This window comes from Brachybacterium sp. NBEC-018 (genome assembly GCF_024860185.1).
Lineage (GTDB): Bacteria > Actinomycetota > Actinomycetes > Actinomycetales > Dermabacteraceae > Brachybacterium > Brachybacterium rhamnosum.
On the sequence record NZ_CP100650.1, the window covers coordinates 1316999 to 1339177 of the forward strand.

General features: G+C 75.1%; 22 protein-coding genes. 15 read left to right on the forward strand and 7 right to left on the reverse strand.

Features of this window, described 5'->3' with window-relative positions:
- The first annotated feature begins 1 nt into the window (after position 1).
- Genes NLU66_RS05825 through NLU66_RS05835 form a run of 3 tightly spaced genes read left to right on the forward strand, consistent with a single transcriptional unit; the run spans position 2 to position 2380 of the window.
- Positions 2-1321, forward strand: coding sequence for an APC family permease (locus NLU66_RS05825; RefSeq protein WP_416232183.1), 1320 nt, complete (start codon positions 2-4; stop codon positions 1319-1321).
- Positions 1322-1359: 38 nt separating this feature from the next.
- Positions 1360-1719, forward strand: a complete 360-nt coding sequence (locus NLU66_RS05830) for an ArsR/SmtB family transcription factor (RefSeq protein ID WP_259362000.1) — start codon at positions 1360-1362, stop codon at positions 1717-1719.
- Position 1720: 1 nt separating this feature from the next.
- Positions 1721-2380, forward strand: coding sequence for an SRPBCC domain-containing protein (locus NLU66_RS05835; RefSeq protein ID WP_259362001.1), 660 nt, complete (start codon positions 1721-1723; stop codon positions 2378-2380).
- A 4-nt stretch (positions 2381-2384) separates the two neighbouring features.
- Here NLU66_RS05835 and NLU66_RS05840 read toward each other — a convergent pair whose 3' ends face one another.
- The 3 genes from NLU66_RS05840 to NLU66_RS05850 form a co-directional block, all read right to left on the reverse strand.
- Complete coding sequence (locus tag NLU66_RS05840; RefSeq protein WP_259362002.1) at positions 2385-3131, reverse strand: class I SAM-dependent methyltransferase; 747 nt, start codon at positions 3129-3131, stop codon at positions 2385-2387.
- Positions 3132-3204: 73 nt separating this feature from the next.
- Positions 3205-3900, reverse strand: a complete 696-nt coding sequence (locus NLU66_RS05845) for a hypothetical protein (RefSeq protein WP_259362003.1) — start codon at positions 3898-3900, stop codon at positions 3205-3207.
- A gap of 149 nt (positions 3901-4049) precedes the next feature.
- Entirely contained in the window at positions 4050-5615 is a 1566-nt protein-coding gene (locus NLU66_RS05850; protein ID WP_259362004.1) for a dihydrolipoyl dehydrogenase family protein, read from the reverse strand.
- Between the two features lie 77 nt (positions 5616-5692).
- Between NLU66_RS05850 and NLU66_RS05855 the strand changes: the two genes are divergently transcribed.
- From NLU66_RS05855 to NLU66_RS05865, 3 genes are all read left to right on the forward strand, one after another.
- A complete protein-coding gene (locus NLU66_RS05855) occupies positions 5693-6520 on the forward strand; it encodes an HAD family hydrolase (protein ID WP_259362005.1) in 828 nt (275 codons plus the stop codon).
- Positions 6521-6585: 65 nt separating this feature from the next.
- Entirely contained in the window at positions 6586-7743 is a 1158-nt protein-coding gene (locus NLU66_RS05860) for an exonuclease SbcCD subunit D (RefSeq protein WP_259362006.1), read from the forward strand.
- Complete coding sequence (locus tag NLU66_RS05865; protein ID WP_259362007.1) at positions 7740-10868, forward strand: AAA family ATPase; 3129 nt, start codon at positions 7740-7742, stop codon at positions 10866-10868. Before NLU66_RS05860 ends, NLU66_RS05865 begins: the two co-directional genes overlap by 4 nt.
- An 18-nt stretch (positions 10869-10886) precedes the next feature.
- On the opposite strand, the gene NLU66_RS05870 is transcribed toward NLU66_RS05865, so the two are convergent.
- Entirely contained in the window at positions 10887-11366 is a 480-nt protein-coding gene (locus NLU66_RS05870; RefSeq protein ID WP_259362008.1) for an Lrp/AsnC family transcriptional regulator, read from the reverse strand.
- A gap of 74 nt (positions 11367-11440) precedes the next feature.
- Between NLU66_RS05870 and NLU66_RS05875 the strand changes: the two genes are divergently transcribed.
- The gene (locus NLU66_RS05875) at positions 11441-12358 is read left to right on the forward strand and encodes an AzlC family ABC transporter permease (protein ID WP_323374481.1); all 918 of its coding nucleotides are present in this window, start codon (positions 11441-11443) and stop codon (positions 12356-12358) included.
- Entirely contained in the window at positions 12351-12677 is a 327-nt protein-coding gene (locus NLU66_RS05880) for a branched-chain amino acid transporter permease (RefSeq protein ID WP_259362009.1), read from the forward strand. The genes NLU66_RS05875 and NLU66_RS05880 overlap by 8 nt, the downstream gene beginning before the upstream one ends.
- Before the next feature lie 51 nt (positions 12678-12728).
- Here the strand turns inward: NLU66_RS05880 and NLU66_RS05885 are convergent, their stop codons facing one another.
- Complete coding sequence (locus tag NLU66_RS05885) at positions 12729-13406, reverse strand: VanZ family protein (protein WP_259362010.1); 678 nt, start codon at positions 13404-13406, stop codon at positions 12729-12731.
- Positions 13407-13539: 133 nt separating this feature from the next.
- Here NLU66_RS05885 and NLU66_RS05890 point away from each other — a divergent pair, with 133 nt between their 5' ends.
- Complete coding sequence (locus tag NLU66_RS05890) at positions 13540-14532, forward strand: beta-ketoacyl-ACP synthase III (RefSeq protein WP_259362011.1); 993 nt, start codon at positions 13540-13542, stop codon at positions 14530-14532.
- 79 nt (positions 14533-14611) lie between these two features.
- Positions 14612-15124, forward strand: a complete 513-nt coding sequence (locus tag NLU66_RS05895) for a DUF456 domain-containing protein (RefSeq protein WP_259362012.1) — start codon at positions 14612-14614, stop codon at positions 15122-15124.
- On the opposite strand, the gene NLU66_RS05900 is transcribed toward NLU66_RS05895, so the two are convergent.
- Positions 15125-16081, reverse strand: coding sequence for a LysR family transcriptional regulator (locus NLU66_RS05900; protein ID WP_259362013.1), 957 nt, complete (start codon positions 16079-16081; stop codon positions 15125-15127). It lies immediately after the preceding gene.
- Positions 16082-16155: 74 nt separating this feature from the next.
- Between NLU66_RS05900 and NLU66_RS05905 the strand changes: the two genes are divergently transcribed.
- Entirely contained in the window at positions 16156-16992 is an 837-nt protein-coding gene (locus tag NLU66_RS05905) for an aldo/keto reductase (protein WP_259362014.1), read from the forward strand.
- 79 nt (positions 16993-17071) lie between these two features.
- Positions 17072-18004: an aldo/keto reductase gene (locus tag NLU66_RS05910; RefSeq protein WP_259362015.1), complete on the forward strand. Its 933-nt coding sequence runs from the start codon at positions 17072-17074 to the stop codon at positions 18002-18004.
- Here NLU66_RS05910 and NLU66_RS05915 read toward each other — a convergent pair.
- Complete coding sequence (locus NLU66_RS05915; RefSeq protein WP_259362016.1) at positions 17989-18915, reverse strand: helix-turn-helix domain-containing protein; 927 nt, start codon at positions 18913-18915, stop codon at positions 17989-17991. The genes NLU66_RS05910 and NLU66_RS05915 overlap by 16 nt on opposite strands.
- Positions 18916-19175: 260 nt before the next feature.
- Here NLU66_RS05915 and NLU66_RS05920 point away from each other — a divergent pair, with 260 nt between their 5' ends.
- The 3 genes from NLU66_RS05920 to NLU66_RS05930 all read left to right on the forward strand — a co-directional run bounded on the left by NLU66_RS05920 (position 19176) and on the right by NLU66_RS05930 (position 22061).
- Entirely contained in the window at positions 19176-20231 is a 1056-nt protein-coding gene (locus tag NLU66_RS05920) for a zinc-binding dehydrogenase (RefSeq protein WP_259362017.1), read from the forward strand.
- Positions 20232-20370: 139 nt separating this feature from the next.
- On the forward strand, positions 20371-21153 hold the full coding sequence (locus NLU66_RS05925) for a hypothetical protein (RefSeq protein ID WP_259362018.1): 783 nt from the start codon (positions 20371-20373) through the stop codon (positions 21151-21153).
- Positions 21150-22061 (forward strand): class I SAM-dependent methyltransferase, encoded by a 912-nt coding sequence (locus tag NLU66_RS05930; RefSeq protein WP_259362019.1) that lies wholly within the window; start codon positions 21150-21152, stop codon positions 22059-22061. The genes NLU66_RS05925 and NLU66_RS05930 overlap by 4 nt, the downstream gene beginning before the upstream one ends.
- Positions 22062-22179 lie beyond the last annotated feature (118 nt).

Sequence of the window (22179 nt, forward strand, 5' to 3'; positions counted from 1 at the left end):
GGTGGTGGGCCTCGCCGCGATGATCGGCGCGGGCGTGTTCGTCTCGCTCGGCGCCGCGGCGGATCTCGCCGGTCCCGCCGTGCTCGCGGCGCTGCTGCTCGCGGCCGTCGTCGCGCTCGCCAATGCCACCTCGACCGCCCAGCTCGCCGCTCGCTACCCGACCTCCGGCGGCAGCTACGTCTACGGGCGTGAGCAGCTGGGGCACGGGTGGGGCTTCCTCGCCGGCTGGTGCTTCGTCATCGGCAAGACGGCCTCCTGCGCGGCGATGGCGCTCGTGGTCGCGGCGTACCTGGTGCCGGAGGAGGCCTGGCGGCGGCCCGTCGCCGCGGGGGTGGTCCTCGTGCTCACGGCGGTGAACCTCGTGGGCGTCACCCGCACGGCGGCGCTGGCCCGGGTGCTCGTCGCCGTCGCGCTCAGTGCCCTGCTGCTCACCGCGGTCCGCCTCGCCGTGGGTGTCGTCCCCGGCACCGTGGTCGGGGCCGACGGGGCGGGCGATATCGGGGGAGCGGCCGAGGGGGACGCCGTGGCCACCGGCGGGAGCGCGGCCACGGGCTTCGCGGCGGCGGTCCCGGGACCGCTCGCGGACGTGCCGGACGGCTCGCTCGGTGTGGTCCTCGCGGTGCTGCAGGCCGCGGCGATCCTGTTCTTCGCCTTCGCGGGCTACGCCCGGGTCGCGACGCTGGGGGAGGAGGTCACCGCGCCGCGCCGCACCATCCCGCGGGCGATCCTGCTGGCCCTCGGCATCGTGCTCGCGCTGTACGTGCTGCTCGCGGTGCTGCTCGTGCTCGTCGGCCCTGCTCCGGACGCCGCCGGTTGGGGCCCGGCGCCCTTCGTCACCGCGCTCGACGCCGTCGGGGCGGGCGGCGCATGGACGCTCGTCGTGACGGTCGGGGCGACGGCCGCCGCGGCGGGCTCCCTGCTCGCGCTCGTCGCCGGGGTCTCCCGCACGATGCTCTCGATGGCGCGCGAGGGGGATCTGCCGCGCCCGCTCGCGGCGGTCTCGGCGCGCTTCGGGGTGCCGTGGCGGGCGGAGGTGACGGTCGGGGCGATCGTGGTGGCGCTCGTGCTGCTCGTGCCGAGCGCGCTCACGGCCGTCGCGGCCTCGTCCTTCGGGGTGCTTCTGTACTACGCGGTCGCGAACGCGGCGGCGCTCACCCAGAGGGGCGGCGACCGGATGTTCCCGCGGGGGCTGCAGATCGTGGGGCTCGCGGGCTGCGTGCTGCTCGTCGCCGCGCTCCCGCGGCTGACGCTCCTCGCGGGGCTCGGCGTCGTCGCCACCGGGATCCTGGTGCGGCTGCTGGTCCGCTCCCGTACCGAATAAGCATTGACTTATATGACGCGGATGGGCAGGATGGCCGCGTGCACGCGCTCGACGTCCTCGGCGATCCCGTGCGGCGACGGATCCTCGAGCTCCTCGTCGCGGACGGGGAGCGCAGCGCGGGCGAGATCGGCGAGGTGGTCCAGGCGGAGTTCGCCATCAGCCAGCCCGCCGTCTCCCAGCACCTGAAGGTCCTGCGCGAGCACGGCTTCGCGAGCGTCCGCCCCGAGGGCAGGCGCCGCCTCTACGCGGTGGACCCGCGCGGGCCCGCCGAGGCCCGGCAGTGGCTCACCCCATTCGAACGCTTCTGGCTCCCGAAGCTCGACGCGCTCGGCACCGAGATCGCCCGCGGGAAGCGGCAGCGCCGCCTCGCGACCCCACCCCACGAGAAGGAGACCTGACATGGTCGACGTCCCCACCCAGCTCACCTCCGTCACCCGTGCCTACCGCGTCGAGGAGCGCGACGGCGAGCCCCAGCACGTCCAGACCCTCGAGCAGGACTACCCCGCCGCCCTCGCGGACGTCTGGGAGGCCGTCACGACCGCGGAGCGCATCGCCCGATGGTTCCTCCCGATCTCCGGCGAGCTGCGCGAGGGCGGCCGCTACCAGTTCGAGGGGCAGGCCGGCGGTGAGGTGCTCAGCTGCGAGCCCCCGGCCGACGGCGCCGCCGCCTACTCCGTGAGCTGGGAGGCCATGGGCAGCGTCTCCTGGGTGACCGTGCGCCTCGAGGCGGTCTCCGAGGAGTCCACCCGCTTCGAGCTCGAGCACAGCAGCAAGGTCGCCGACGTCCCCGCGGAGATGTGGGAGACCTTCGGCCCCGGTGCCACGGGCGTGGGCTGGGACGGCGGTCTGCTGGGCCTCGCCCTGCACCTCGGCGCCGTCGAGGGCTCGCTCGCCCCGTCGGAGGCGGAGGCCTGGGCGGGCACCGAGGAGGGACGTTCCTTCTATCGCGGCGCGGCCGACGGCTGGGCCGTCGCCCACACCGCCTCCGGCGAGGAGCCCGAGGTCGCCCAGCGCAACGCCGACGCGACCTACGGCTTCTACACGGGCACCGGGGCCTGAGAGCTCAGACTGCGCGGGCGAGCAGCACGTACTCGCGGCCCGGCCGGTCCGGCGCCTCACGGATGTCCCGGACCTCGAGCCCGGCCTCCGCGAGGGAGGCGCGCAGCTCCACCTCGGTCCGGAAGCGGAGGGTCGAGGTCGAGGAGCGCGTGGCGCCGTCCTCGAAGCGGAAGTCATCCGTGAAGGTCACCAGCGGCAGCGCCACCTCGACCAACCGCGCTCGGCTGCGCACGTGGCCCACGCCGGGCACCTCGTGCACCTGCGGATCCGTGTCCGCCTGCCATTCCTCCCAGGCCCGCCGCTCCGGCCGGCGGGACTCCGCGACGAACCATCCGCCGGGGCGCAGGGCGGCGCGGATCCCTCGCAGCGTGCGCAGCCAGGACTCGTCCGTGAGGAACACCTGGGCGACGTTCCCGGTCATCACCGCGAGATCCGCGCCGAGCGGCGGGAGGTCCGGGGCGGTGCCGTGGATCCAGGTGACCGCCTCGGCGTGGGGTTTGGAACGGGCGACGTCGAGGGAGGCGGCGGCCGGGTCCACCCCGGTCACCGTCAGACCCCGCGCGGCGAGCCGTACCGCGAGCGAGCCGGTCCCGCAGCCCACGTCCACGATCGTGCGGGCGCCGAGCTCGTCGATCAGCGCCTCGTAGTGGTCGAGGTCGTCGCGCTCGCCGTCGAAGGTGTCGTAGCAGGCGGCGAGTCGGGGGTCGGCATAGATCTGATCCGGTGCGGGATCCGGGGCGGCGGTGCTCATGGGGCGAGGCTAGGGTGCCCGCCCGGCAGGTGACCAGCGGTTTTCTGGGCCGCGCTGCTGTGGACGGCCCACGTCAGGTGAAGCTCGTCCAGGTGGTGTCCGCGTCGATGAGCCAGTGGTTGCGCAGCGTGAGCGCCCGCTCGGTCGCGGCGAGGGCGCCCGCGATGACGAGCGCGGTGTTCAGCTCGGCGCTCAGGCTGATCGGGGACGTGAAGGTGCCCACGCGCGCCGCGATCACCTCGACCGAGGTCACGAGCTCCACGATCTGCGGGATCGTGACGGCGAGGCTCACCAGCAGCACGACGATCGCGATGGCGCCGAGGACCCGGCTCGCGAGCGGGAAGCGCCGGCCCAGCCGCGCCCGCAGCCCCTCGGCCGAGCGCGGGTGCGGGGTGAGCAGGCGCGCCTCGCCGCCGTCGGGCACGTGGTGCATGCGGGAGAGGCCGTAGCTGGTGCGCGCCACCTCGATCACCCCGCCGGGCACGGGGAATGCGGCGGGCGGATTCGCGACGTGGGTGCGGCGGCCGTCGCGGTACAGCGCCATCGGGGGCGTCGGGTCCTTCTCCTCGGGGTCCAGGCTCCCGGAGAGCTCGTCCGCGAGGTGGTGCACGTCCACCTCGTAGCGGTGCACGGCGCCGTCGGGCTCCTCGAGGTCGAGGCGGAACAGGGTCCGATGCAGCAGCTGCCAGGTGCGGAAGGGCTTCAGCGCGCGGCCGTCCCCGGGGCGCACGCGGCGCTCGCGGCGTCGTCGGCGGTGATTGTCGAACATGGAGGTGCTCCGATGGTGGGGGCGAGGTCCCGGGGGGGGGAGGGCCGCTCCCATCCCACCCGGTCGCGCCGCCGATGGCCAGTGCCACGCGGGCATCCTGTCCGAAGGTCGGACACGGCGCAGCCGCCGCCACCGACCCTGGTCGCCCCTCAGCGCACCCGGTACTCGCGGGGGAGCTCCTCGAGCAGGCGCAGCCAGATCTCCGAGGCCGCCGGGTAGCTGGGGACCGCGTGCCGCAGCACGGCGACCGGCACCCGGCCCACGATCGCGACGGTCGCGGCGTGGATGAGCTCCCCGGCCTCGGGGCCCACGAGCGTCGCCCCGAGCAGGGTCCGGGTGGCGGCGTCGACGACGATCTGCGCGGTCCCGGCGGCGTCGTCCCGCAGCAGGGCCGTGCCGGCGGCGCCGGTGAAGGGCACCTGCGCCGTGACCACCTCGTGGCCCGCCTCCCGCGCGGCCCGCTCGGTGAGCCCCACGCGGGCGACCTGCGGGTCGGTGAAGACGACCTGCGGGACGGGGACCGCCTCGGGGACCGGCTCCTCCCCGTCCGATCCGCCGACCCCGTCGGCTCCGTCGACCCCGTCGGGCTGATCCCGCTCGCGCAGCGCCTCCGCGCGGATCGCGGCGCCGAGCACGCGGGCGCGGTACTTGCCCCAGTGCGTCAGCGGCGCCTCCCCGCTCGCATCGCCCACGGCCGCCAGCCACGCCGGCAGGCCACCGGAGGTCACGTCCTGCGGGGTGAGGCCGAGGGCGTCCAGGCCCACGTCGTCCAGCCGCGGGCGGCGGCCCGTCGCCACGAGCACCTCCGCGGCGGTGAGCGTGCGCGCCTCGCCTGCCGTGCCGCGGCCGCTCAGCTCGAGCGTCACCTCGCCGCCGTGCACGCGGCCCAGGCCCGTCGCCTCCGCCCGGTCGCGCCGTGCCGACGCGACGGTGGTCCCGGTGAGGACGGTGACGCCCGCGGCCTCGAGCGCCTCGCGCACGTGGACGCCCGCGACGGGCTCCTCCGCGCCGAGCAGGCCCTCGCCCCGCACGATCACCGTCACCTCGCTGCCGAGCGCCGCCATCCAGGTCGCCGCCTCGACCGCGACCACGCCGCCGCCCACGATCGCGAGCGAGGCGGGCACCTCGACCACGCCCGTCGCATCCCGCGAGGTCCACGGCTCGAGACCCGTGAAGGCCTCCGGGATCCTGGGGACGGAGCCGGTCGCGATGACGACCCGGCGCCGGGCGCGCACGGTGACCGCATCGGCATCGGCCGCCGGACCCTCGCCGGGGCCGACCCGCAGCTCCCGCTCACCCGTGAGCACGGCGTGCCCGCGCACCACGCGGATCCCGGCGCCCTCGGCCCAGGAGACCTGGCCGGCGTCGTCGTAGCCGGAGACCCAGGCGTCACGCCGGGCGAGCAGACCCGCCGGCTCGATCCGCGGGGTGGTGAGCCCGTCCAGGTGCGCGGCCGTGTGGGCCACGTCGATCGGGCGCAGCAGGGCCTTGGAGGGCATGCACGCGTAGTAGGAGCACTCCCCGCCCATGAGCTCGCGCTCGACGATCACCGCGGTGAGGTCCGCGCCCTCGATCGCGTACTGGGCGAGGTTCTCGCCCACCGGGCCGCCGCCGATCACGACGACGTCCGCGGTGACGGCCTGCGGGTCGGGGTGCTCCCCGGGGATGGCGTTCTCAGTAGCGGTGGTGGACGGGCCCTGCGCGGCGGTGCTCATGGCATCACGCTACGCGCGCCGGCGGGCCCGTGGTGGGGCGGGGAGAGGGGGACATCGCACGCCGGTACTCTCCGAGGGTGACCTTCCGACTCGTCGCCTCCGACCTCGACGGCACCCTGCTCCGCGACGACGGGTCCGTGGCGCCCCGCACCCGGGCCGCTCTCGACGCGGTGCGCGCCGCCGGCGCGGCGGTGATCCCCGTGACGGCCCGGCAGCCGATCGGCGTGCGGGCGATCGCGGCAGGGGCGGGGTTCGAGGGCCGCGTGCTGTGCAGCAACGGGGCGCTGTGCGTGGACCTGGGCACGGGGGAAACCCTCTGGGAGGAGACGGTCGCCGTGGCCGCGCAGCTCGAGCTCGCCCACGCCCTGCGGCGGGCGGTCCCCGGCGTGCTGTTCGCGAGCGTCCGGGACCGGGGGGAGGTGTTCGTCGCCGAGCAGGACTACATCGCCGGCGTCCGCTACGCCGACCACAAGCGCGACCCGGCGACGATGATCCCGGCCGGGGCGGACCTCGTCACCGGCACGGCGAGCCTGAAGTTCCTCGCCCGCCACCCCGCGCTGCCGGCCGACGCCCTGCTCGAGGCGGCGCGGTCGCTGGGCGTCGAGGGCGTGGAGCTCACCCATTCGGGCGCGCCGTTCCTCGAGGTGCAGCCCGCCGGGATCACGAAAGGAGCCGCGCTCGCCCGGCTGTGCGACGCGCTGGGCGTGGCGCGGGAGGAGGTGCTGGCCTTCGGCGACGCCCCGAACGACCGCGACATGGTCGCGTGGGCGGGGCACGGCGTGGCCGTCGGCAACGCCGCGGGCGAGGTGCGGGAGGTCGCGGCGGAGGTCACCGCGAGCAACGAGGACGACGGCGTCGCGCGGGTCCTCGAGCGCCTGCTGGTCGGCGGCGCGTTCGGGCGCTGAGACGGGCCGTCCACAGCGGCCGCCGTGGTCCTCGGTCGTCGGCCCCCGCTCGTAGGCTCGGGGTCATGAGGATCCTGCACACCTCGGACTGGCACCTGGGCCGCACCCTGCACAAGGTCGACCTGCACGAGCACCAGGCCGCGTTCCTGGACTGGCTCGTGGAGACGGCGGTCGAGCGCGCCGTGGACGTGGTCGTCGTCCCCGGCGACGTCTACGACCGCGCGGTCCCCGCCGTCTCGAGCGTGCGGCTGCTGGACCGGGCGCTCGCACGCCTGGCCGAGCACACCACCGTGATCATCACGCCCGGCAACCACGACTCCGCGGACCGCCTCGGGTTCGGCCGCGAGCTCATGCGCGGGGGCATCCACCTGCTCACCGACCTCCCCGGCATCGAGCACCCCGTGAGCGTCGAGGACGAGCACGGCGAGGTGCTCTTCTTCGGTCTGCCCTACCTCGAGCCGGACGTCGCCCGCACCGCGCTCGTCGGCCAGGAGGAGGCGCCGCTCGCCCGCAGCCACGAGGCCGTCACGCGCGCGGCCCTGGACCAGGTGCGGGAGCGGGCGGCCGCGCACCCCGGGGCGCGCACCGTGGTCCTCGCCCACACCTTCGTCACCGGCGGCGAGGGCAGCGACTCCGAGCGCGACCTCTCCGTGGGCGGCGTGGACTCCGTGCCCGCCGGGGTGCTGAGCGGCATCGACTACCTCGCCCTCGGCCACCTCCACGGCTGCCAGGACCTCACGGCGACCGTCGGCGCCCCCGCCTGGTACTCCGGGTCGCCGCTCGCCTTCTCCTTCTCCGAGCGCCGCCACCGCAAGGCCGTGCTGCTCGTGAAGCTGGGGGAGCGGGGACAGGTCGAGGTCGAGCGCCTCGCGACCCCCGTGCCGCGGCGCCTCACCGAGCTGCGCGGCACGCTCGAGGAGATCCTCGCCGAGGGCGAGGAGCACGGCGGGGACTGGGTCAAGGCCGTCGTCACGGACCCCGCCCGCCCCGCCCACCTGCAGGAGCGGCTGCGGGAGGCGTTCCCCGAGCTGCTGCTCACCGAGTACGCGCCCGAGGGTCGCGAGCAGGGCGCCGCCGCCCCCGTCGTGCGCCGCGAGGCGGATCCGCTCGAGGTGATGGACCAGTTCCTCGCCGATGCGACGGGCGGCGCCCCGAGCCCCGCGGAGCACGACGTGCTCGAGCAGGCCTATGCGCACGTGCGACAGGAGCAGGCCGCCTCGTGAAGCTCCACCACCTGCGCCTCACCGCGATCGGTCCCTTCGCCGGCACCGTCGACGTCGACTTCGCCGCCCTCGGCGCGAGCGGCATGTTCCTGCTCGAGGGGCCCACCGGCTCCGGCAAGTCCACGATCCTCGACGCGATCGTCTACGCCCTCTACGGCCAGGTCGCCGGCAGCGCCACGAGCACCGACCGCATCCGCTCCCAGTTCGCCGGCCCCACCGAGCCGAGCGTCGTGGACCTCGTGTTCGAGACCGGCGCCGGGATCTTCCGGGTGCGCCGCAGCCCCGAGTTCCAGCGCCCCAAGCAGCGCGGGACGGGCACCACGAAGGAGCAGGCCAAGGCCGTGCTCTGGCGGATCGGGTCACCCGAGCTCATCCCCGCCGTGGTCGCGGACTCCGCCGGCGCCGGCGCGGGCCTCGAGGTCGTCGCGACCCGCATGGACGAGGTGGGCCGCGAGATCCAGCGCGCCGTGGGCCTCAGCCGCGAGCAGTTCACGCAGACGGTCCTGCTGCCCCAGAACGAGTTCGCCCGGTTCCTGCGCGCGGGCACGGCCGAGCGCCAGCAGGTGCTGCAGCGGGTCTTCGGCACCGAGCTGTACGAGCAGGTCGAGAAGCGCCTCGCCGAGATGCGCGTCGACGCGAACAAGCAGGTCACCGCCGCGAGGGAGACGCTCGGTCGAGCGCTCGCGCGCTTCGTCGAGGCGACCGGCGTCGAGGGGGAGCAGGAGGCGGCCCTCACTGGTCAGGCGCAGGCCCTGCGCCCGGAGGCGCTCGCCGAGGGGGCCGACGCCGCCCTCGCCGGCGTCACGACGCGCGCGCAGGAGGCCACGACCCGCGCGGCCGCGACGCAGCAGGCGGAGCAGGCGGCGCGCACCGCCGCCGAGGCCGCCGCCCTCGCCGCCCGCCGCATCGACCGCCGCCGCGAGCTGCAGTCGCTCGCCGCACGGCTCGAGGAGCAGGAGCCCGCCGTCGACGGGGCACGCACCGCGCTGTCCCGCGACGAGGCGGCCCGCCCGGTCGTCGCCGCGCTCGGGCGTCGCGAGGAGGCCCGTGCCCGCGCCGCCGGCGCGATCGAGTCGCTCGCCGACCTCGCCTCCCGCACCGGCGAGGAGCGCCCCGACCTGCTCGCGCTGCTGCCCGACGGCGCCGCCGGGACCGACGGCGCTGCCGGGGCCGACGGGACGGCCGACGGCTCCCGGGCCGCGGAGGCGGACGCCGCCCTCGCCGCCGCCGTCCAGGAGTCGACCACCGCGGCCGGCGCCCTCGCCGATCTCGTCGCCCTCGAGACGGGGCTCCCCGCCCGGGAGAAGGCCCTCGACGAGGAGCGCGAGCGGGTCGCCGCCACCCGCACCGCCCTGGCCTCGGCCACCGCTCTGCTCGAGACGCGGCCCGCCGCCCGGGAGGAGCTCGTCACCGCGCGGGACGAGGCCCGCACCCGCGCCGCCGACCTCGCCGACGCACGGCTCGCGCAGTCCGCCGCGACGGAGCAGGCGACCGCCGCCCGCGCCGCGCAGCAGCAGGCCGCCGCCATCCAGGCCGCCCTCGAGACCCGGAAGGCGGCGCTCGCCACGGCCTCCGCCGCCGCCGAGGCGGAGGCCGAGCTGCGTCGCCGTCGCTACGCCGGGATCGCCGCCGAGCTCGCCGTCGCCCTCGAGGACGGCGACCCGTGCCCGGTGTGCGGCGCCCTCGAGCATCCCCACCGGGCGGATCCGGCGGAGGATGCCGTGAGCCCCGAGCAGGTCGAGGCCGCCGAGGCCGCCCGGGTCGAGGCGGAGGCCGCACGGTCCCGCGCCGAGCAGGCCCACGCGCTCGCCGAGGAGAAGCTCGCGCGCCTGCGCGAGGCCGCGGGTGGGCTCGAGCCCGATGCCGCCCGCGCCGCCGTCGAGACCGCGACCACCCGGGTGGAGGTCGCGCAGGCGGGACAGGAGACGGCCGCCCGGCTCGAGCAGCGGATCACCGCCCACGACGCCGAGACCGAGCAGCTCACCCGGCGCGGCCAGGCGGACGCCCTCGCCCTCTCCCGTGCGGAGACGGCCCTCGAGGCCGCCGCGACCGCGATCGGGACGGACCGGGAGCGGATCGCCGAGGCCCGCGGGGAGGACGGCAGTGTCGGCCACCGGCGCCGCGCGCACCTCGCGCGCGCCGCCGCCGCGACCACGCTGCGCGACGCCCTGCGTGCCCGCACCGAGGCCGAGGAGCGGGCCCGCGAGGCGGAGGAGGAGGTCGCCCGCACCCTCGCCGCCGCCGCGATCGCCACGGACGAGCAGGCCCGCGCCGCCGTGCTCGAGCCCGCCGAGCGGAAGCGCTTCGCGACGCTCCTCGAGGCCCGCGCCGTGGACGAGGCCCGCCTCGCCGACGGCCTCGCCGAGGAGGGTGTCGCGGGCGCTCCCACGACCGACGCCGCCCTCGAGGAGGCGCGGGCCGCGGTCACCGCGACCGCGCAGGCCCTCACCGCCGCCCAGGCTGCCGCCCGGGAGGACGGCGCCGCCGCGGCGCGCCTCGAGGCGGTCGCCGAGCGCGGCCGCACCGCCCGCGCCGCCCTGGACCGCGCGATCGACGAGGTGCGCAGCGTGAGCGAGCGCGCCGGCGTGATCGTGCGCGTCGCCGATCTCGCGACCGGCCGCTCGGCCGACGGGGAGCGCGTGCAGCTGTCCACCTACGTGCTCAAGTGGCGGCTCGACGCCGTGGTCGAGGCGGCCAACGCGCGCCTGGCCCTGTTCTCCGGGTCGGAGCTCGAGCTGCTGCGCGACACCGGCGCCCGCGGCGCCCGGAAGACGGGCCTGGACCTGCTGGTCATGGACCGCCGCACCGATCAGGTGCGCGTGCCCGAGACCCTCTCCGGCGGCGAGACCTTCTTCGTCTCCCTCGCGCTCGCCCTGGGCCTCGCGGACATCGTCATGGGGGAGGCGGGCGGCGTGCAGATGGAGACCCTCGTCATCGACGAGGGCTTCGGCTCCCTGGACCCCGAGACGCTCGAGACCGTGGTCCGCGAGATCGGGCGCCTCGCGGAGGGCGGCCGCACCATCGGGATCGTCAGCCACGTCGGCGACATGAAGGCGCAGATCGCCGAGCAGATCCACGTGCGCCGCGGGGAGGGCAGCCGCTCCACGCTCACGATCACCGCCTGAGCGGCGGGCGTCTGCCGCTCAGCGCGTCGCGGTAGCAGGGGCGGCCGCCGTGGGCCGCCAGCTCTTCAGCACCTTCATCGCGAAGCGGGAGGAGATCTTCGAGACGCCCGGGATCGTGATGACCTCCTCGGTGAGGAAGTGCTCGTACGCCTCGAGGCCCGCGACGGCCACCCGCACGTAGTAGTCGGGCGAGCCGAACAGCCGGTACAGCTCGACCACCTCGTCGAAGCCCTGCATCGTCGTCTCGAAGCGCTCGACGGTCCCGCGGTCGTACGCGGTGAGCTCCACGTCGAGGATCACCTCGAAGCCCTGGCCCAGCGCCCCCGGGTCCACCTGCGCGGTGTAGCCCTGGATGACGCCCTCCGCCTCGAGCCGCTGGACGCGGCGCAGGCACGGGCCCGGCGTCAGGTGCACGGCGTCGGCGAGGGCGACGTTCGAGAGCCGCCCGTCCCGGCGCAGATGATCGATGATTGCGCGATTCGTCTCATCCAGCTGCATACATTGCACTGTAGTGCTCCGGCGCAGCGAACTAAGCAATCGCGGCGCAGGCCTCCGCTGGAATGATTGCCGGTATGACAGAGATGCTGAACTCGGTGGGCCGACGGTCGGCCCCCGACGACGCCCCGGGCGCCGCCTCCTGCGACACCTCCCTCGACGTCGCCTCGGACACCGATCCCGATCCGGTCCTCGATCCCGCCGTCGTCCCCGAGGCCGCCGCCGTCGCCGTGCCCGACGCCGCTCCGCCGGCCACGAGCCCGCGCGGCGAGTTCGTGACCGGCATGCGGCTCTCCTTCGCCGCGGGCCTCGGCATGATCCCGATCGGCGTCGCCTTCGGCATGCTCGTGGTCCAGGCCGGGCTGCCCTGGTGGGTCGCCCCGGGCCTGTCGACCCTGGTCTTCGCCGGCTCCGTCGAGCTGCTGCTCGTGGGGCTCATGGCGGCCGCGACGCCGCTCGCGACGATCGCGGTGACCGTGCTGCTGGTGAACCTGCGCCACGTGTTCTACGCCTTCTCCTTCCCGCTGCACGTGGTGCGCCACCCGCTCGCCCGCTTCTACGCGGTGCACGCCCTCATCGACGAGGCGTACGCGGTGACCGCCTCGAGCCCGGGCACCTGGACGGCGAAGCGGCTGCTGGGCCTGCAGGTCTCCTTCCACGCCTACTGGGTGGGCGGCGGGCTGATCGGCGTGCTGCTCGCCTCCGTGCTCCCCGGCCCGGTCGAGGGGCTCGAGTTCGCACTCTGCGCCCTGTTCCTCACCCTCACGCTCGACGCCTGCCGCTCCCGGGCGCAGGTGCCCTCCCTGCTGCTCGCCGGGCTCTCCCTCTCCCTCGCGCTCGTGCTGGTCCCCGGCGCCGCCCTCTTCGCCGCGCTCACCGGCTTCATGGTGCTGCTCCTGCTGCGGTCCCTGCTCGCGCGGCGCCGCGGCGGCCCCGCCCCGTCGGCCGCGCACGACCTGCAGGACCCGTCGGACCCGGAGGCCGCGCATGTCTGAGACCACCTACCTCCTGGCCGTGATCGTGATCGGCTTCGGCATCACCTTCGCCCTGCGGGCCGTGCCCTTCGTGATCCTGCAGCCGCTGCGCGACTCGCCGCTGGTCGCGCAGATGTCCCGCTGGATGCCGGTGGGGATCCTCGCGATCCTCGCCGTGTCGACCCTGCGCAGCTCGATCGGCGCGGACCTCGCGCACGTGCTCCCGGCCGCCGTCGCGACGGCCGTGACGGTCCTCGTGCACCTGATCGGCGGGCGCCGCACGCTGCTGAGCGTCGGCGCCGGGACGGCGACCTTCGTGCTGCTCGCGAACCTGACCTGAGCGGCGACGGGCCCGCGACCCGACAGGCCGTCGGCTCCGACGGTCGGCAGGTCAGCGCCGGCGCCCGGAGTCGTCCCGCCCGGCGATGTCCTCGAGGACGTCGATCTCGCCGGTGCGCGACCAGTGCCGCTCCTCGCGGCCGAACAGCGGCACCCCGAGCCGCGTGAGCAGCGGGGCGAGCATCGCGCCGATCCATGCGCCGAGCGAGTTCGAGAAGACGTCGTCGATGTCCGCGATCCGCACCCCGCAGGGGTAGAGGCCCCAGGCGCCCGTGTACTGGGTCGCCTCGATGAGCACGGAGAGCATGACGCCCATCGCGAGCGCCGTCGTCACGTCCAGGCGGAACACGCCCCGCAGGATCGCGCCGAGCGGCACGAACAGCACGATGTTGGCGATCAGCTGCAGCGTGGGCCAGGCGATGAGCAGGCCGATGCCGGTCGCGCCCGCGCGGTAGGCGTCGAGGATCTGCGCGATCGCGTCGAAGGGGACCGCGCGCAGCTCCCCGCCCACCCGCCGGCTGCAGGTGACCGCGACCTCGTAGGCGGGGGCGACGGTGAGACCCGCGAGCGCCATCGTGTACACGCAGATCGCGGCGACGCCGATCAGACGCAGGGGGCGCCAGCGGCCGAACCGGCGGCGCTGCAGCAGCACGGCCACGGGGCTGATCAGCACGAACACCCCGAGGCCGCCCACCACGCCCACCAGGGCCAGTCGCGCCAGCTCGTTCACGCCGGGCACGCTACGGCCGCCCGCTGGGAACTGTCCCGCAGGCCCGAGGTAGCTCACACCGGGTGGGCGTCCCCGCCCGCCCGGGCGCGCAGGGTTCTACGATCTCCTCGTCCCCCCGACGGCAGGAGCCACCATGACGACCACGCCCGGCGCCGCCCCGCGCGCCTTCGCCCACCCCGCCCCCGCGGCGGGCTCCCGGATCGTCGGGACCGGCCACTACCGGCCCGAGCGCGTCATGACGAACACGGACCTCGAGAAGCTCGTCGAGACGAGCGACGAGTGGATCGTCCAGCGCACCGGCATCGAGGAGCGCCGCATCGCCGCGGAGGACCAGGACGTCGCGGACCTCGCCGCGGAGGCCGGCCGGATGGCCCTCGCCGACGCCGGCGTGGACCCCTCCGAGGTCACCCAGGTCATCGTCGCCACCTGCTCGAACCTCGAGCGCTCCCCGAGCGCCGCGGGCCGCGTCGCCCAGCTGCTCGGCCTCACCGACCCCGCCGCCTTCGACGTGGGCGCCGCCTGCTCCGGCTTCGAGCACGCGCTCGCCGTGGCGGACATGTCGATCCGCTCCGGCACGTCGACCACCACGCTCGTCATCGGTGCGGAGAAGCTCTCCCAGGTCACCGACTACACCGACCGCACCACGTGCATCCTCACGGCCGACGGCGCCGGTGCGATGGTCCTGCGCCCCAGCCACGAGCCCACCATCTCGCCCGTCGTCTGGGGCAGCGTCCCCGAGCTCGCGGACGCCGTCACCATCAACGGCGAGGGCCCCGCCTTCGCGCAGGAGGGGCGCAAGGTGCTCGGCTGGGCGCTGCGCGAGGCCCCGAAGATCTCCCGCCGCATCGTCGAGGCCGCCGGCCTGACCATGTCGGACATCGATGTGTTCGTGCCCCACCAGGCGAACCTGCGGATGATCGAGCCGCTCGCCGCCGCGCTGGACCTGCGGGAGGACGCGATCGTCGCGGACGACATCGTCACCTCCGGCAACACCTCCGCCGCGACGATCCCGCTCGCGATCTCCCGCCTCCGCGAGGCCGGCCGGATCCCCTCCGGGGCGACCGCGCTGCTCGTCGGCTTCGGCGGCGGCTTCTCCTGGGCCGGTCAGGTCGTGCGCCTGCCCTGAGCCGGGTACGTCCGGGGCGGCCGCATAGGATGGCGCCCGCCTGCTGCTCGCCCGTCCGTCCCCGCACCCGGAGGTCCCCGTGGTCGATTCGCTGACCGTCCAGGTCGTGGTGACCGTGCTCGTCGCCCTCGCCTACTCGGTGGGGCTCATGGGGATCATCGTGCCGGTGCTGCCGGGCACGATCCTCATCGTCATCTCGACGCTCGTCTGGGCGATCGTCATCGGCGGCTGGCCGGCCTGGGTCGCCTTCGCGATCGTGCTGGTGCTCGGCGCGATCGGGATGACCTGCAGCTACGTGCTCACGGGACGGAGGCTGAAGGCGCACGAGGTGCCCACCTGGCCGCTGCTCGTCGGCATCGCGGCGGGCATCGTCGGCATCTTCGTGATCCCGTTCCTGGGCCTGCCGATCGGCTTCATCGTCGGGCTGTACGTCTCCGAGGCGCTGCGTCTGAAGGACGCACGCCGCGGCCTGACCAGCGCCTGGGTCGCCGTGAAGGCCCTGGGTACGGGGATCCTCGTGGAGTTCTCGCTCGCGATGCTCTCCACGATCACCTTCGCGATCGCGGTGACGGTCCACTTCGTGACCCGCTGATCACCCCAGCGGGACGAGCGGCCGCGCCCCCGGGAGCGGGGGCGCCGTGGTCCCGGCCTCCGCCTCGGCCGTGCCGGGGGAGGGGGTCCCCAGCAGCTCGAGCAGCAGCACGGCGGGGACGTCGGCGCGCGGGCTGATCGGGCTCACCGCGCCCACCGTCCACTCCGGGGACTCCGCTCCGGGCAGCGGGATCGTGCGCAGCGTCGCCGCCTGCGGCTTGGCGGCCACGTGCTGGGGGACGATCGCCACGCCCAGGCCGCGGGTGACGAGGTCGAGGAGGGTGTGGACGTCGTTCACGCTGCAGCGCACACGGCGCGTCACCGCATGCGCGGCGAGCAGCTCGTCGTTGAGGGTGCGCACACCCCACGAGGGGCTGAAGTCCACGAAGTCGCGGCCCGCGAGGTCGCCCCAGCGCAGGGGCGTGCGCGAGGCGAGGTCGCTGTCCGCGGGGACGACGAGCACGAGCGGCTCCCCGCCCAGGGGCTGGTGGCGCAGGGAGGTCGGCGGGCGCGTGGTCGCGACGAAGGCGACGTCGAGGGTCCCGCCGCGCACTGCGTCGACGAGCTCGTGGGAGCCGGACTGCGCGAACTCGGTAGCGACGCCCGGGTAGCGGCGGTGGAAGCGCTCGAGCAGTGTGGAGACGTCCACGAGCCCCAGGCACTGCTCGGCCCCCACCCGCAGGGAGCCGCTCACGGTCCGGGTCGAGCGCACCACGGCGTCACGCGCACGGGCCGCCTCGTCGACCATCGCCCGGGCGTGCGGCAGCAGCGCCTCCCCGGCGGCGGTGAGCTCCACCCGGCGCGTGGTCCGGTCGAACAGCGGCGTGCCGAGCTCCGACTCGAGGCTGCGGATGGCGCTGCTCAGCCCCGACTGCGACACCCCGGTGAGGGCCGCGGCCCGCGTGAAGTGGCGCTCCTCGGAGAGCGCGAGCACGTACTCCATCTGCCGCAGATCCATTGATCGGTCCTCCTCATGACGCACATCGGTCCATGCTGTTGGAATTCTGAAACAGCGCGTCCTATCGTCGCACCATGACGATCCCCACCCTCACCCTGAACTCCGGCCACGCCATCCCGCAGCTCGGCTTCGGCGTGTTCCTCGTCCCGGCCGACGAGGCCGAGGCCGCCGTCTCGAGCGCGCTCGAGATCGGCTACCGCCACATCGACACCGCCGCGATCTACCGCAACGAGGAGGGCGTCGGCGCCGCGATCGCCGCGAGCGGCATCCCCCGCGAGGAGCTCTTCGTCACCACCAAGCTGTGGAACGACCGCCAGAGCGGCGAGCAGCCGCACGAGGCCGTCCGGGAGAGCCTGGACAAGCTGGGCCTGGAGTACGTGGACCTCTACCTCACCCACTGGCCCACCCCGGAGAAGGACACCTACGTCAACGCGTGGGAGAAGCTCGTCGAGATCCGCGACCAGGGCCTGACCCGCTCGATCGGCGTCTCCAACCACCTGCCCGAGCACCTGGACCGCATCGTCGAGGCCACGGGCGTGGTCCCCGCCGTCGACCAGATCGAGCTCCACCCCGCGCTCCAGCAGCGGGACGTGCTCGAGTGGGCCGCCGCCCACGGCACCCTCATCGAGTCCTGGGGCCCGCTCGGCCAGGGGAAGTACCCGCTGTTCGAGAACCCCGCCGTGGCCGATGCCGCGGCCGCGCACGAGGTCACGCCCGCCCAGGTCGTCATCCGCTGGCACCTCCAGCGGGGCTTCATCGTGTTCCCGAAGTCCTCGAGCCCCGAGCGCCAGGCCCAGAACTTCGACGTCCTCGGCTTCGAGCTCACCGACGCCGAGGTCGCGGCGATCGACGCCCTCGACCCGGGCGACGGCTCCGGCCGCGTGGGCTCCCACCCGCTCGACGTCAACTGACCCCCACCCCACGACCGGAGGGCCGGCGACGCACGCCGCCGGCCCTCCGCCCCCTCACCCCAGCACAGGAGCAGCGACGATGCGCACCTTCACCCTCCCCGGCACGGAGATCACCGCGCCCAACGTGGTCCTCGGTCTCATGCGGATCCAGGACAAGTCCGACGACGAGGTCCGCACCCTGGTGCGCACCGCCCGCGACGCCGGCATCGACTTCTTCGACCACGCCGACGTCTACGGCAGCTCCACCCACGGCTGCGAGCGGCGCTTCGCGGAGGCCATGCGGCTGACCCCGTCCGAGCGCGAGCAGATCACCCTGCAGACCAAGACCGGGATCCGCCACCCCGGCCCGTACTTCGACTTCTCCGCCGAGCACATCGTCGAGTCCGTCGAGGAGTCCCTCGCCGCGCTCGGCACCGACTACCTCGACATCCTGCTGCTGCACCGCCCGGACGCCCTCGTGGAGCCCGAGGAGGTGGCGGACGCCTTCGACCGGCTGCACGAGGCCGGCAAGGTGCGCTCCTTCGGCGTCTCGAACCACACGCCGCGGCAGATCGACCTGCTGAGGAAGCACGTGCGCCAGCCGATCGTCGCGAACCAGGTGCAGCTCTCGATCACGCACGCGCCGCTCATCGCCCAGGGCGTCGCCGCGAACATGCAGGGGCTCGACCAGTCGATCAGCCGGGACGACGGCCTCGTCGACCACGCCCGCCTGCACGACATCACGCTGCAGGCCTGGTCCCCCTTCCAGGCGGGCTTCTTCGACGGGCCCTTCCTGGGGTCGGAGAAGTACCCCGAGCTGAACGCGGTGCTGGACCGCCTCGCGCAGCAGTACGACGTCACGACCACCGCGATCGCGGTCGCCTGGATCACCCGGCACCCGGCGAACATGCAGGTGGTGCTCGGCACCACGACCCCGCAGCGGGTCACCGACTCCGCGGCGGGATCGGACCTGCCGCTCACCCGCGCCGAGTGGTACGAGATCCTCCGGGCGGCGGGCTACACCGTCCCCTGATCCCGCACCGCCCCTCCCGCCCCGGGCAGTACGCTCCCCGGGGCGGGGGAGGCGGCGTCGGCCGCACGCTCCGAGGCCCACCAGCTCGCGAGCAGCCGCAGCTTCTCCTCGCTCTCGGAGCCCGGGGCGGCGGTGTAGACGGTGAGATCGGCGCCGTCGTCGGCCCGCAGGTCCAGCACGTTGTACTCGAGCTCCACGAGTCCCACGACGGGATGGTTCAGGCGTTTCAGACCCTCGATGTGCAGCCGCACGTCGTGCCGGGCCCAGCGCCGGCGGAACTCCTCGGAGCGGGTGGAGAGCTCGCCCACGAGCTCCGTGATCGAGGGGTCGAAGGGGTTCCGCCCGGCGACCGTGCGCAGGGACGCCACGTTGGCGTCGGCGATCATCTCCCAGTCGGGGTAGAACTGCCGCGCCGCAGGGTCCAGGAAGATGAAGCGCCCGTAGCCGGGACGCTCGCCCTGGGAGCGGAACAGCGGGTCGTACAGCGCCCGGGCCAGCGGGTTCGTCGCGAGGATCTCGCTGCGCGGGTTCGCGAGCACCGCCGCGCCCTCGGAGATCGAGTCCACGAGATGCAGCAGGCTGGGCCGGATCCCCTGCTCCTGGCGGCGCGGCGCCCGGGCGCGGTGGCCGGCGTTCGCGGCCCGCGCGAGGTTCATGAGGTACGTCTGCTCCGCCTCGTCCAGCCGCAGCGCCGTGGCGATCGCACCGAGCACCTCGTCGGAGACGCCGCGCAGGTCACCGCGCTCGACCTTCGTGTAGTACTCGACGCTCACGCCCGCGAGCACCGCGACCTCCCCGCGGCGCAGCCCGGGCACGCGGCGTGGACCGCCCGGGGGCAGGCCCACCATCGCGGGGGTCACCTTCGCACGGCGGCTGATGAGGAACTCGCGCACCTCGTCCTTCTGGCTCATGCCTCCGAGCGTAGGGGCGCCGGCGACGGCGAGGGAGGTCTCGTGAGTACCCCGCACCGATGCCCCGGGCCCGTCGGCCCCGTCCCTGTCGGCCTCGTCCCCGTCGTCCCCGTCCCCGTCATCCTCGTCCTTGGGGGGCTCTCGCAGTACACCTCTCGCCCCGGACTCCCGGGCGTCGGCCGGTGACCGCACGCTGGTGAGGTCCCCGCCGGCAGAGTCCCGCCGACGGGTCCCGACCCTGACCTCACAGGAGATCCGCCATGAAGGCCACCCTCATGTTCGGCGCGGGCGACGTCCGCGTCCAGGACGTCCCCGAGCCCACGATCCTCCGCCCCACCGACGCGATCGTGCGCACCGTCCGCACCTGCGTCTGCGGCTCGGACCTGCACCCCTATCACTCGATGGAGGCGCAGGAGCACGGCCAGTCGATGGGCCACGAGTCCCTCGCCGTCGTCGAGGAGATCGGCGCCGAGGTCACCTCGCTGCGCCCCGGCCAGCTCGTCGTCGCGCCCTTCTCCTTCTCCGACAACACCTGCGAGATCTGCCGCGACGGCTTCCAGACCGCCTGCCCGCACGGCGGCTTCTACGCGACGCCGGAGACGAACGGCCTGCAGGCCGAGTTCGCGCGCATCCCCCTCGCCGACGGCTCCCTCGTCCCCGTCCCCGACGTGGACGCCGATACGGCCGACGAGTCGCTGCTCGCTTCCCTGCTGACCCTCTCCGACGTCTACCTCACCGGCTATCAAGCCGCGTACATGGCGCAGGTGCGCCCCGGCCAGACGGTCACCGTCGTGGGCGACGGCGCCGTGGGCCTCTCCGCGGTGCTCGCCGCGAAGCAGCTCGGCGCGGAGCGGATCATCCTCATGGGCCGCCACACCGCCCGCACCGACCTGGGTCGCGAGTTCGGTGCGACCGACGTCGTCTCCGCCCGCGGCGAGGAGGGCGTGGCGGAGGTCCTCGAGCTCACCGGCGGCCTCGGCAGCGAGGCGGTCCTCGAGGCCGTGGGCCACATGCCCGCCTACGAGCAGTCCTACGGCGTGGTGCGCGCGGGCGGCGTCATCTCCCGCGTGGGCGTGCCGCAGTACGAGGAGGCGCCGGTGGGCTTCGGCTCCCTGTTCGGGAAGAACGCACGCCTCGCCGGCGGCCCCGCTCCCGTGCGCGCCTATCAGGAGGAGGCGATCGGCCAGGTGCTGCGCGGCGAGATCGAGCCCGGCAAGGTGTTCGACCGCACCGTGGGCCTGGACGGCGTGCCCGCGGGCTACGCGGCGATGGACGCCCGCGAGGTGCTCAAGGTGATGGTGGACCCGCGCCTCTGAGCCGAGAGGCGACGGGGAGGCTTCGCCGCCGGATCGCTCCGCCGCGTCATCCGCCCGCCCGTCCCGTCCCCCGCGCGGGGGAGGGACGATGGCGGGAGGGCGGATGCCGGGCACGGCCCGGGCGGGGAGGCTCGGGGTCATGAGCACCTCATCTCCCGTCCCCTCCTCGCCCGTCGCCCCCGCCGGTGCGCCGGCCTCCGGCGCACCGGCCGCCGCCGTCGCGCCGGTCGGCTCCGTCGCGCCGGCCGCCACCGCCGCACCGGCCGCCTCCCGCCGCGCCACCGCTGGCCTCCCGCCCGCGTCGGCCCCGCCGTCCTCGCCGGCCCGCCCGGTGACGCGGCGGTGGATGCCGTGGCCGATCGCCGCGGGCGCGTTCCTCGCCTTCCTGCTCGCCCTGCCCACGGTGATCTGGCGCGCGCTGCCGGGCCTGGGCCTCGACCTGGGCACGCCGGAGGCGTGGCGCGCCCTCCAGCACCTGCCGGGGGAGGGGACCGGCTACGTCCTCGGACTCTCCGCGGTGCAGCTCGCGGCCGCCGCCTGCTGCCTGCTGCTCGCCGTGGACGTGCGCCGCGTGACGCCGTCCCTGCTGGGCCCCCGGCTCGGGCGGGCGCTCCCGAGGCTGATCGGCGGGGTCGGCCTGCTGGGCGCCCTCCTGCTCGCCGCGATCGTCGTCTTCTCGGTGCTCGCCTGGGACCGCGTGGACCCCTTCGCGGGGCAGCCGGCCGACGCCTGGTCCCTCCTCTGCCTGGCCTGCTATCTCGCCGCGGCCGCCTGGCCCGTGGTGCTCGCGCCCGTCGCGATCGGCTACCTCGCCCGTGGCGGGCGGGGCGCGGCAGGGCGCAGCGAGGGGGAGCGCAGCGAGAGGGGGCGCGGCGACCGCGCCGTCGAGCGCGGAGCACGTCACCTAGGCTCTCCCGCGTGAGCACCGACGACCCCCAGCACCCGCCGGTCCCGCCCGTGTCCCGCCGCTCCCAGCCGCGATTCCGCTCCCGCGAGCGGCGCGCGGAGCTCGCGGAGGCCTTCACCCGCACCGGCGCGGACTACGACCGGCTGCGCCCGGCCTATCCCGAGGCGGCGCTCGACGCGATCCTCGCCGCCCTGCCCGCCGCGGCTCCGGCTGCACCTGCGCCCCCGACCGCGCCCGAGGCCGCCGCGGCGACCACCCCGTCCGCCCCAGAGGAACTGCCGGCCGGAGCCGCCGGCGCCGCCGTCGAGCGCCGGACCGCGGTGGACCTCGGCGCGGGGACCGGCAAGCTCTCCGCCGCCCTCGCCGCCCGCGGCCTCGCCGTCACCGCGGTGGACCCCGCCGCCTCGATGCTCGACGCGCTCCGGGACCCGGGCGTCGAGCGCGTGGTGGGGACCGCGGAGTCGACCGGCCTGCCGGATTCCTGCGCGGATCTCGTCACCGCCGCGCAGGCCTGGCACTGGTTCGAGGTGGACACCGCGAGCGCGGAGGTGCGACGCCTGCTGCGCCCCGGCGGGGTGCTCGCCCTGCTGTGGAACACCCTGGACGTGCAGGTCCCCTGGGTGCACCGCTACTCGCGGATCATGCACGCCGGGGACGTCCAGCGCGACGACTTCGACCCGCCCGTGACCGGCGGCCTCACCCTCGTGGAGCGCGCGGACCTGCGCTGGGAGGACCCGATGACCACGACGGACCTCGTGGACCTCGCCCGCACCCGCAGCTACGTCATCACCGCGGAGGAGGAGCGGCGGGAGAAGGTGCTCGCGAACCTCGACTGGTACGTGCACGAGCACCTGGGCCACGAGCGGGGGAGCACCGTGGGCCTGCCCTATCGCACCGACCTCTTCCTCTACCGCGTGGCCTGAGCCCCGCACGCGCGCCGTCGGCCCGCGCGCCGGCGGCGGCCGCCCCGGGGGGCACGGGACGTCCTCGCGCTGAAGTCCTCGAATCGCGAGGGATGTGCGCGAAGAGGTCCCGTCGCCA

Coding starts and splice junctions, on each gene's coding strand:
- NLU66_RS05835 (WP_259362001.1), top strand. CDS start 1,721: ATGGTCGACGTCCCCACCCAGCTCACCTCCGTCACCCGTGCCTACCGC.
- NLU66_RS05840 (WP_259362002.1), bottom strand. CDS start 3,131: ATGAGCACCGCCGCCCCGGATCCCGCACCGGATCAGATCTATGCCGAC.
- NLU66_RS05845 (WP_259362003.1), bottom strand. CDS start 3,900: ATGTTCGACAATCACCGCCGACGACGCCGCGAGCGCCGCGTGCGCCCC.
- NLU66_RS05850 (WP_259362004.1), bottom strand. CDS start 5,615: ATGAGCACCGCCGCGCAGGGCCCGTCCACCACCGCTACTGAGAACGCC.
- NLU66_RS05860 (WP_259362006.1), top strand. CDS start 6,586: ATGAGGATCCTGCACACCTCGGACTGGCACCTGGGCCGCACCCTGCAC.
- NLU66_RS05870 (WP_259362008.1), bottom strand. CDS start 11,366: ATGCAGCTGGATGAGACGAATCGCGCAATCATCGATCATCTGCGCCGG.
- NLU66_RS05875 (WP_323374481.1), top strand. CDS start 11,441: ATGACAGAGATGCTGAACTCGGTGGGCCGACGGTCGGCCCCCGACGAC.
- NLU66_RS05880 (WP_259362009.1), top strand. CDS start 12,351: ATGTCTGAGACCACCTACCTCCTGGCCGTGATCGTGATCGGCTTCGGC.
- NLU66_RS05890 (WP_259362011.1), top strand. CDS start 13,540: ATGACGACCACGCCCGGCGCCGCCCCGCGCGCCTTCGCCCACCCCGCC.
- NLU66_RS05900 (WP_259362013.1), bottom strand. CDS start 16,081: ATGGATCTGCGGCAGATGGAGTACGTGCTCGCGCTCTCCGAGGAGCGC.
- NLU66_RS05905 (WP_259362014.1), top strand. CDS start 16,156: ATGACGATCCCCACCCTCACCCTGAACTCCGGCCACGCCATCCCGCAG.
- NLU66_RS05910 (WP_259362015.1), top strand. CDS start 17,072: ATGCGCACCTTCACCCTCCCCGGCACGGAGATCACCGCGCCCAACGTG.
- NLU66_RS05915 (WP_259362016.1), bottom strand. CDS start 18,915: ATGAGCCAGAAGGACGAGGTGCGCGAGTTCCTCATCAGCCGCCGTGCG.
- NLU66_RS05920 (WP_259362017.1), top strand. CDS start 19,176: ATGAAGGCCACCCTCATGTTCGGCGCGGGCGACGTCCGCGTCCAGGAC.
- NLU66_RS05925 (WP_259362018.1), top strand. CDS start 20,371: ATGAGCACCTCATCTCCCGTCCCCTCCTCGCCCGTCGCCCCCGCCGGT.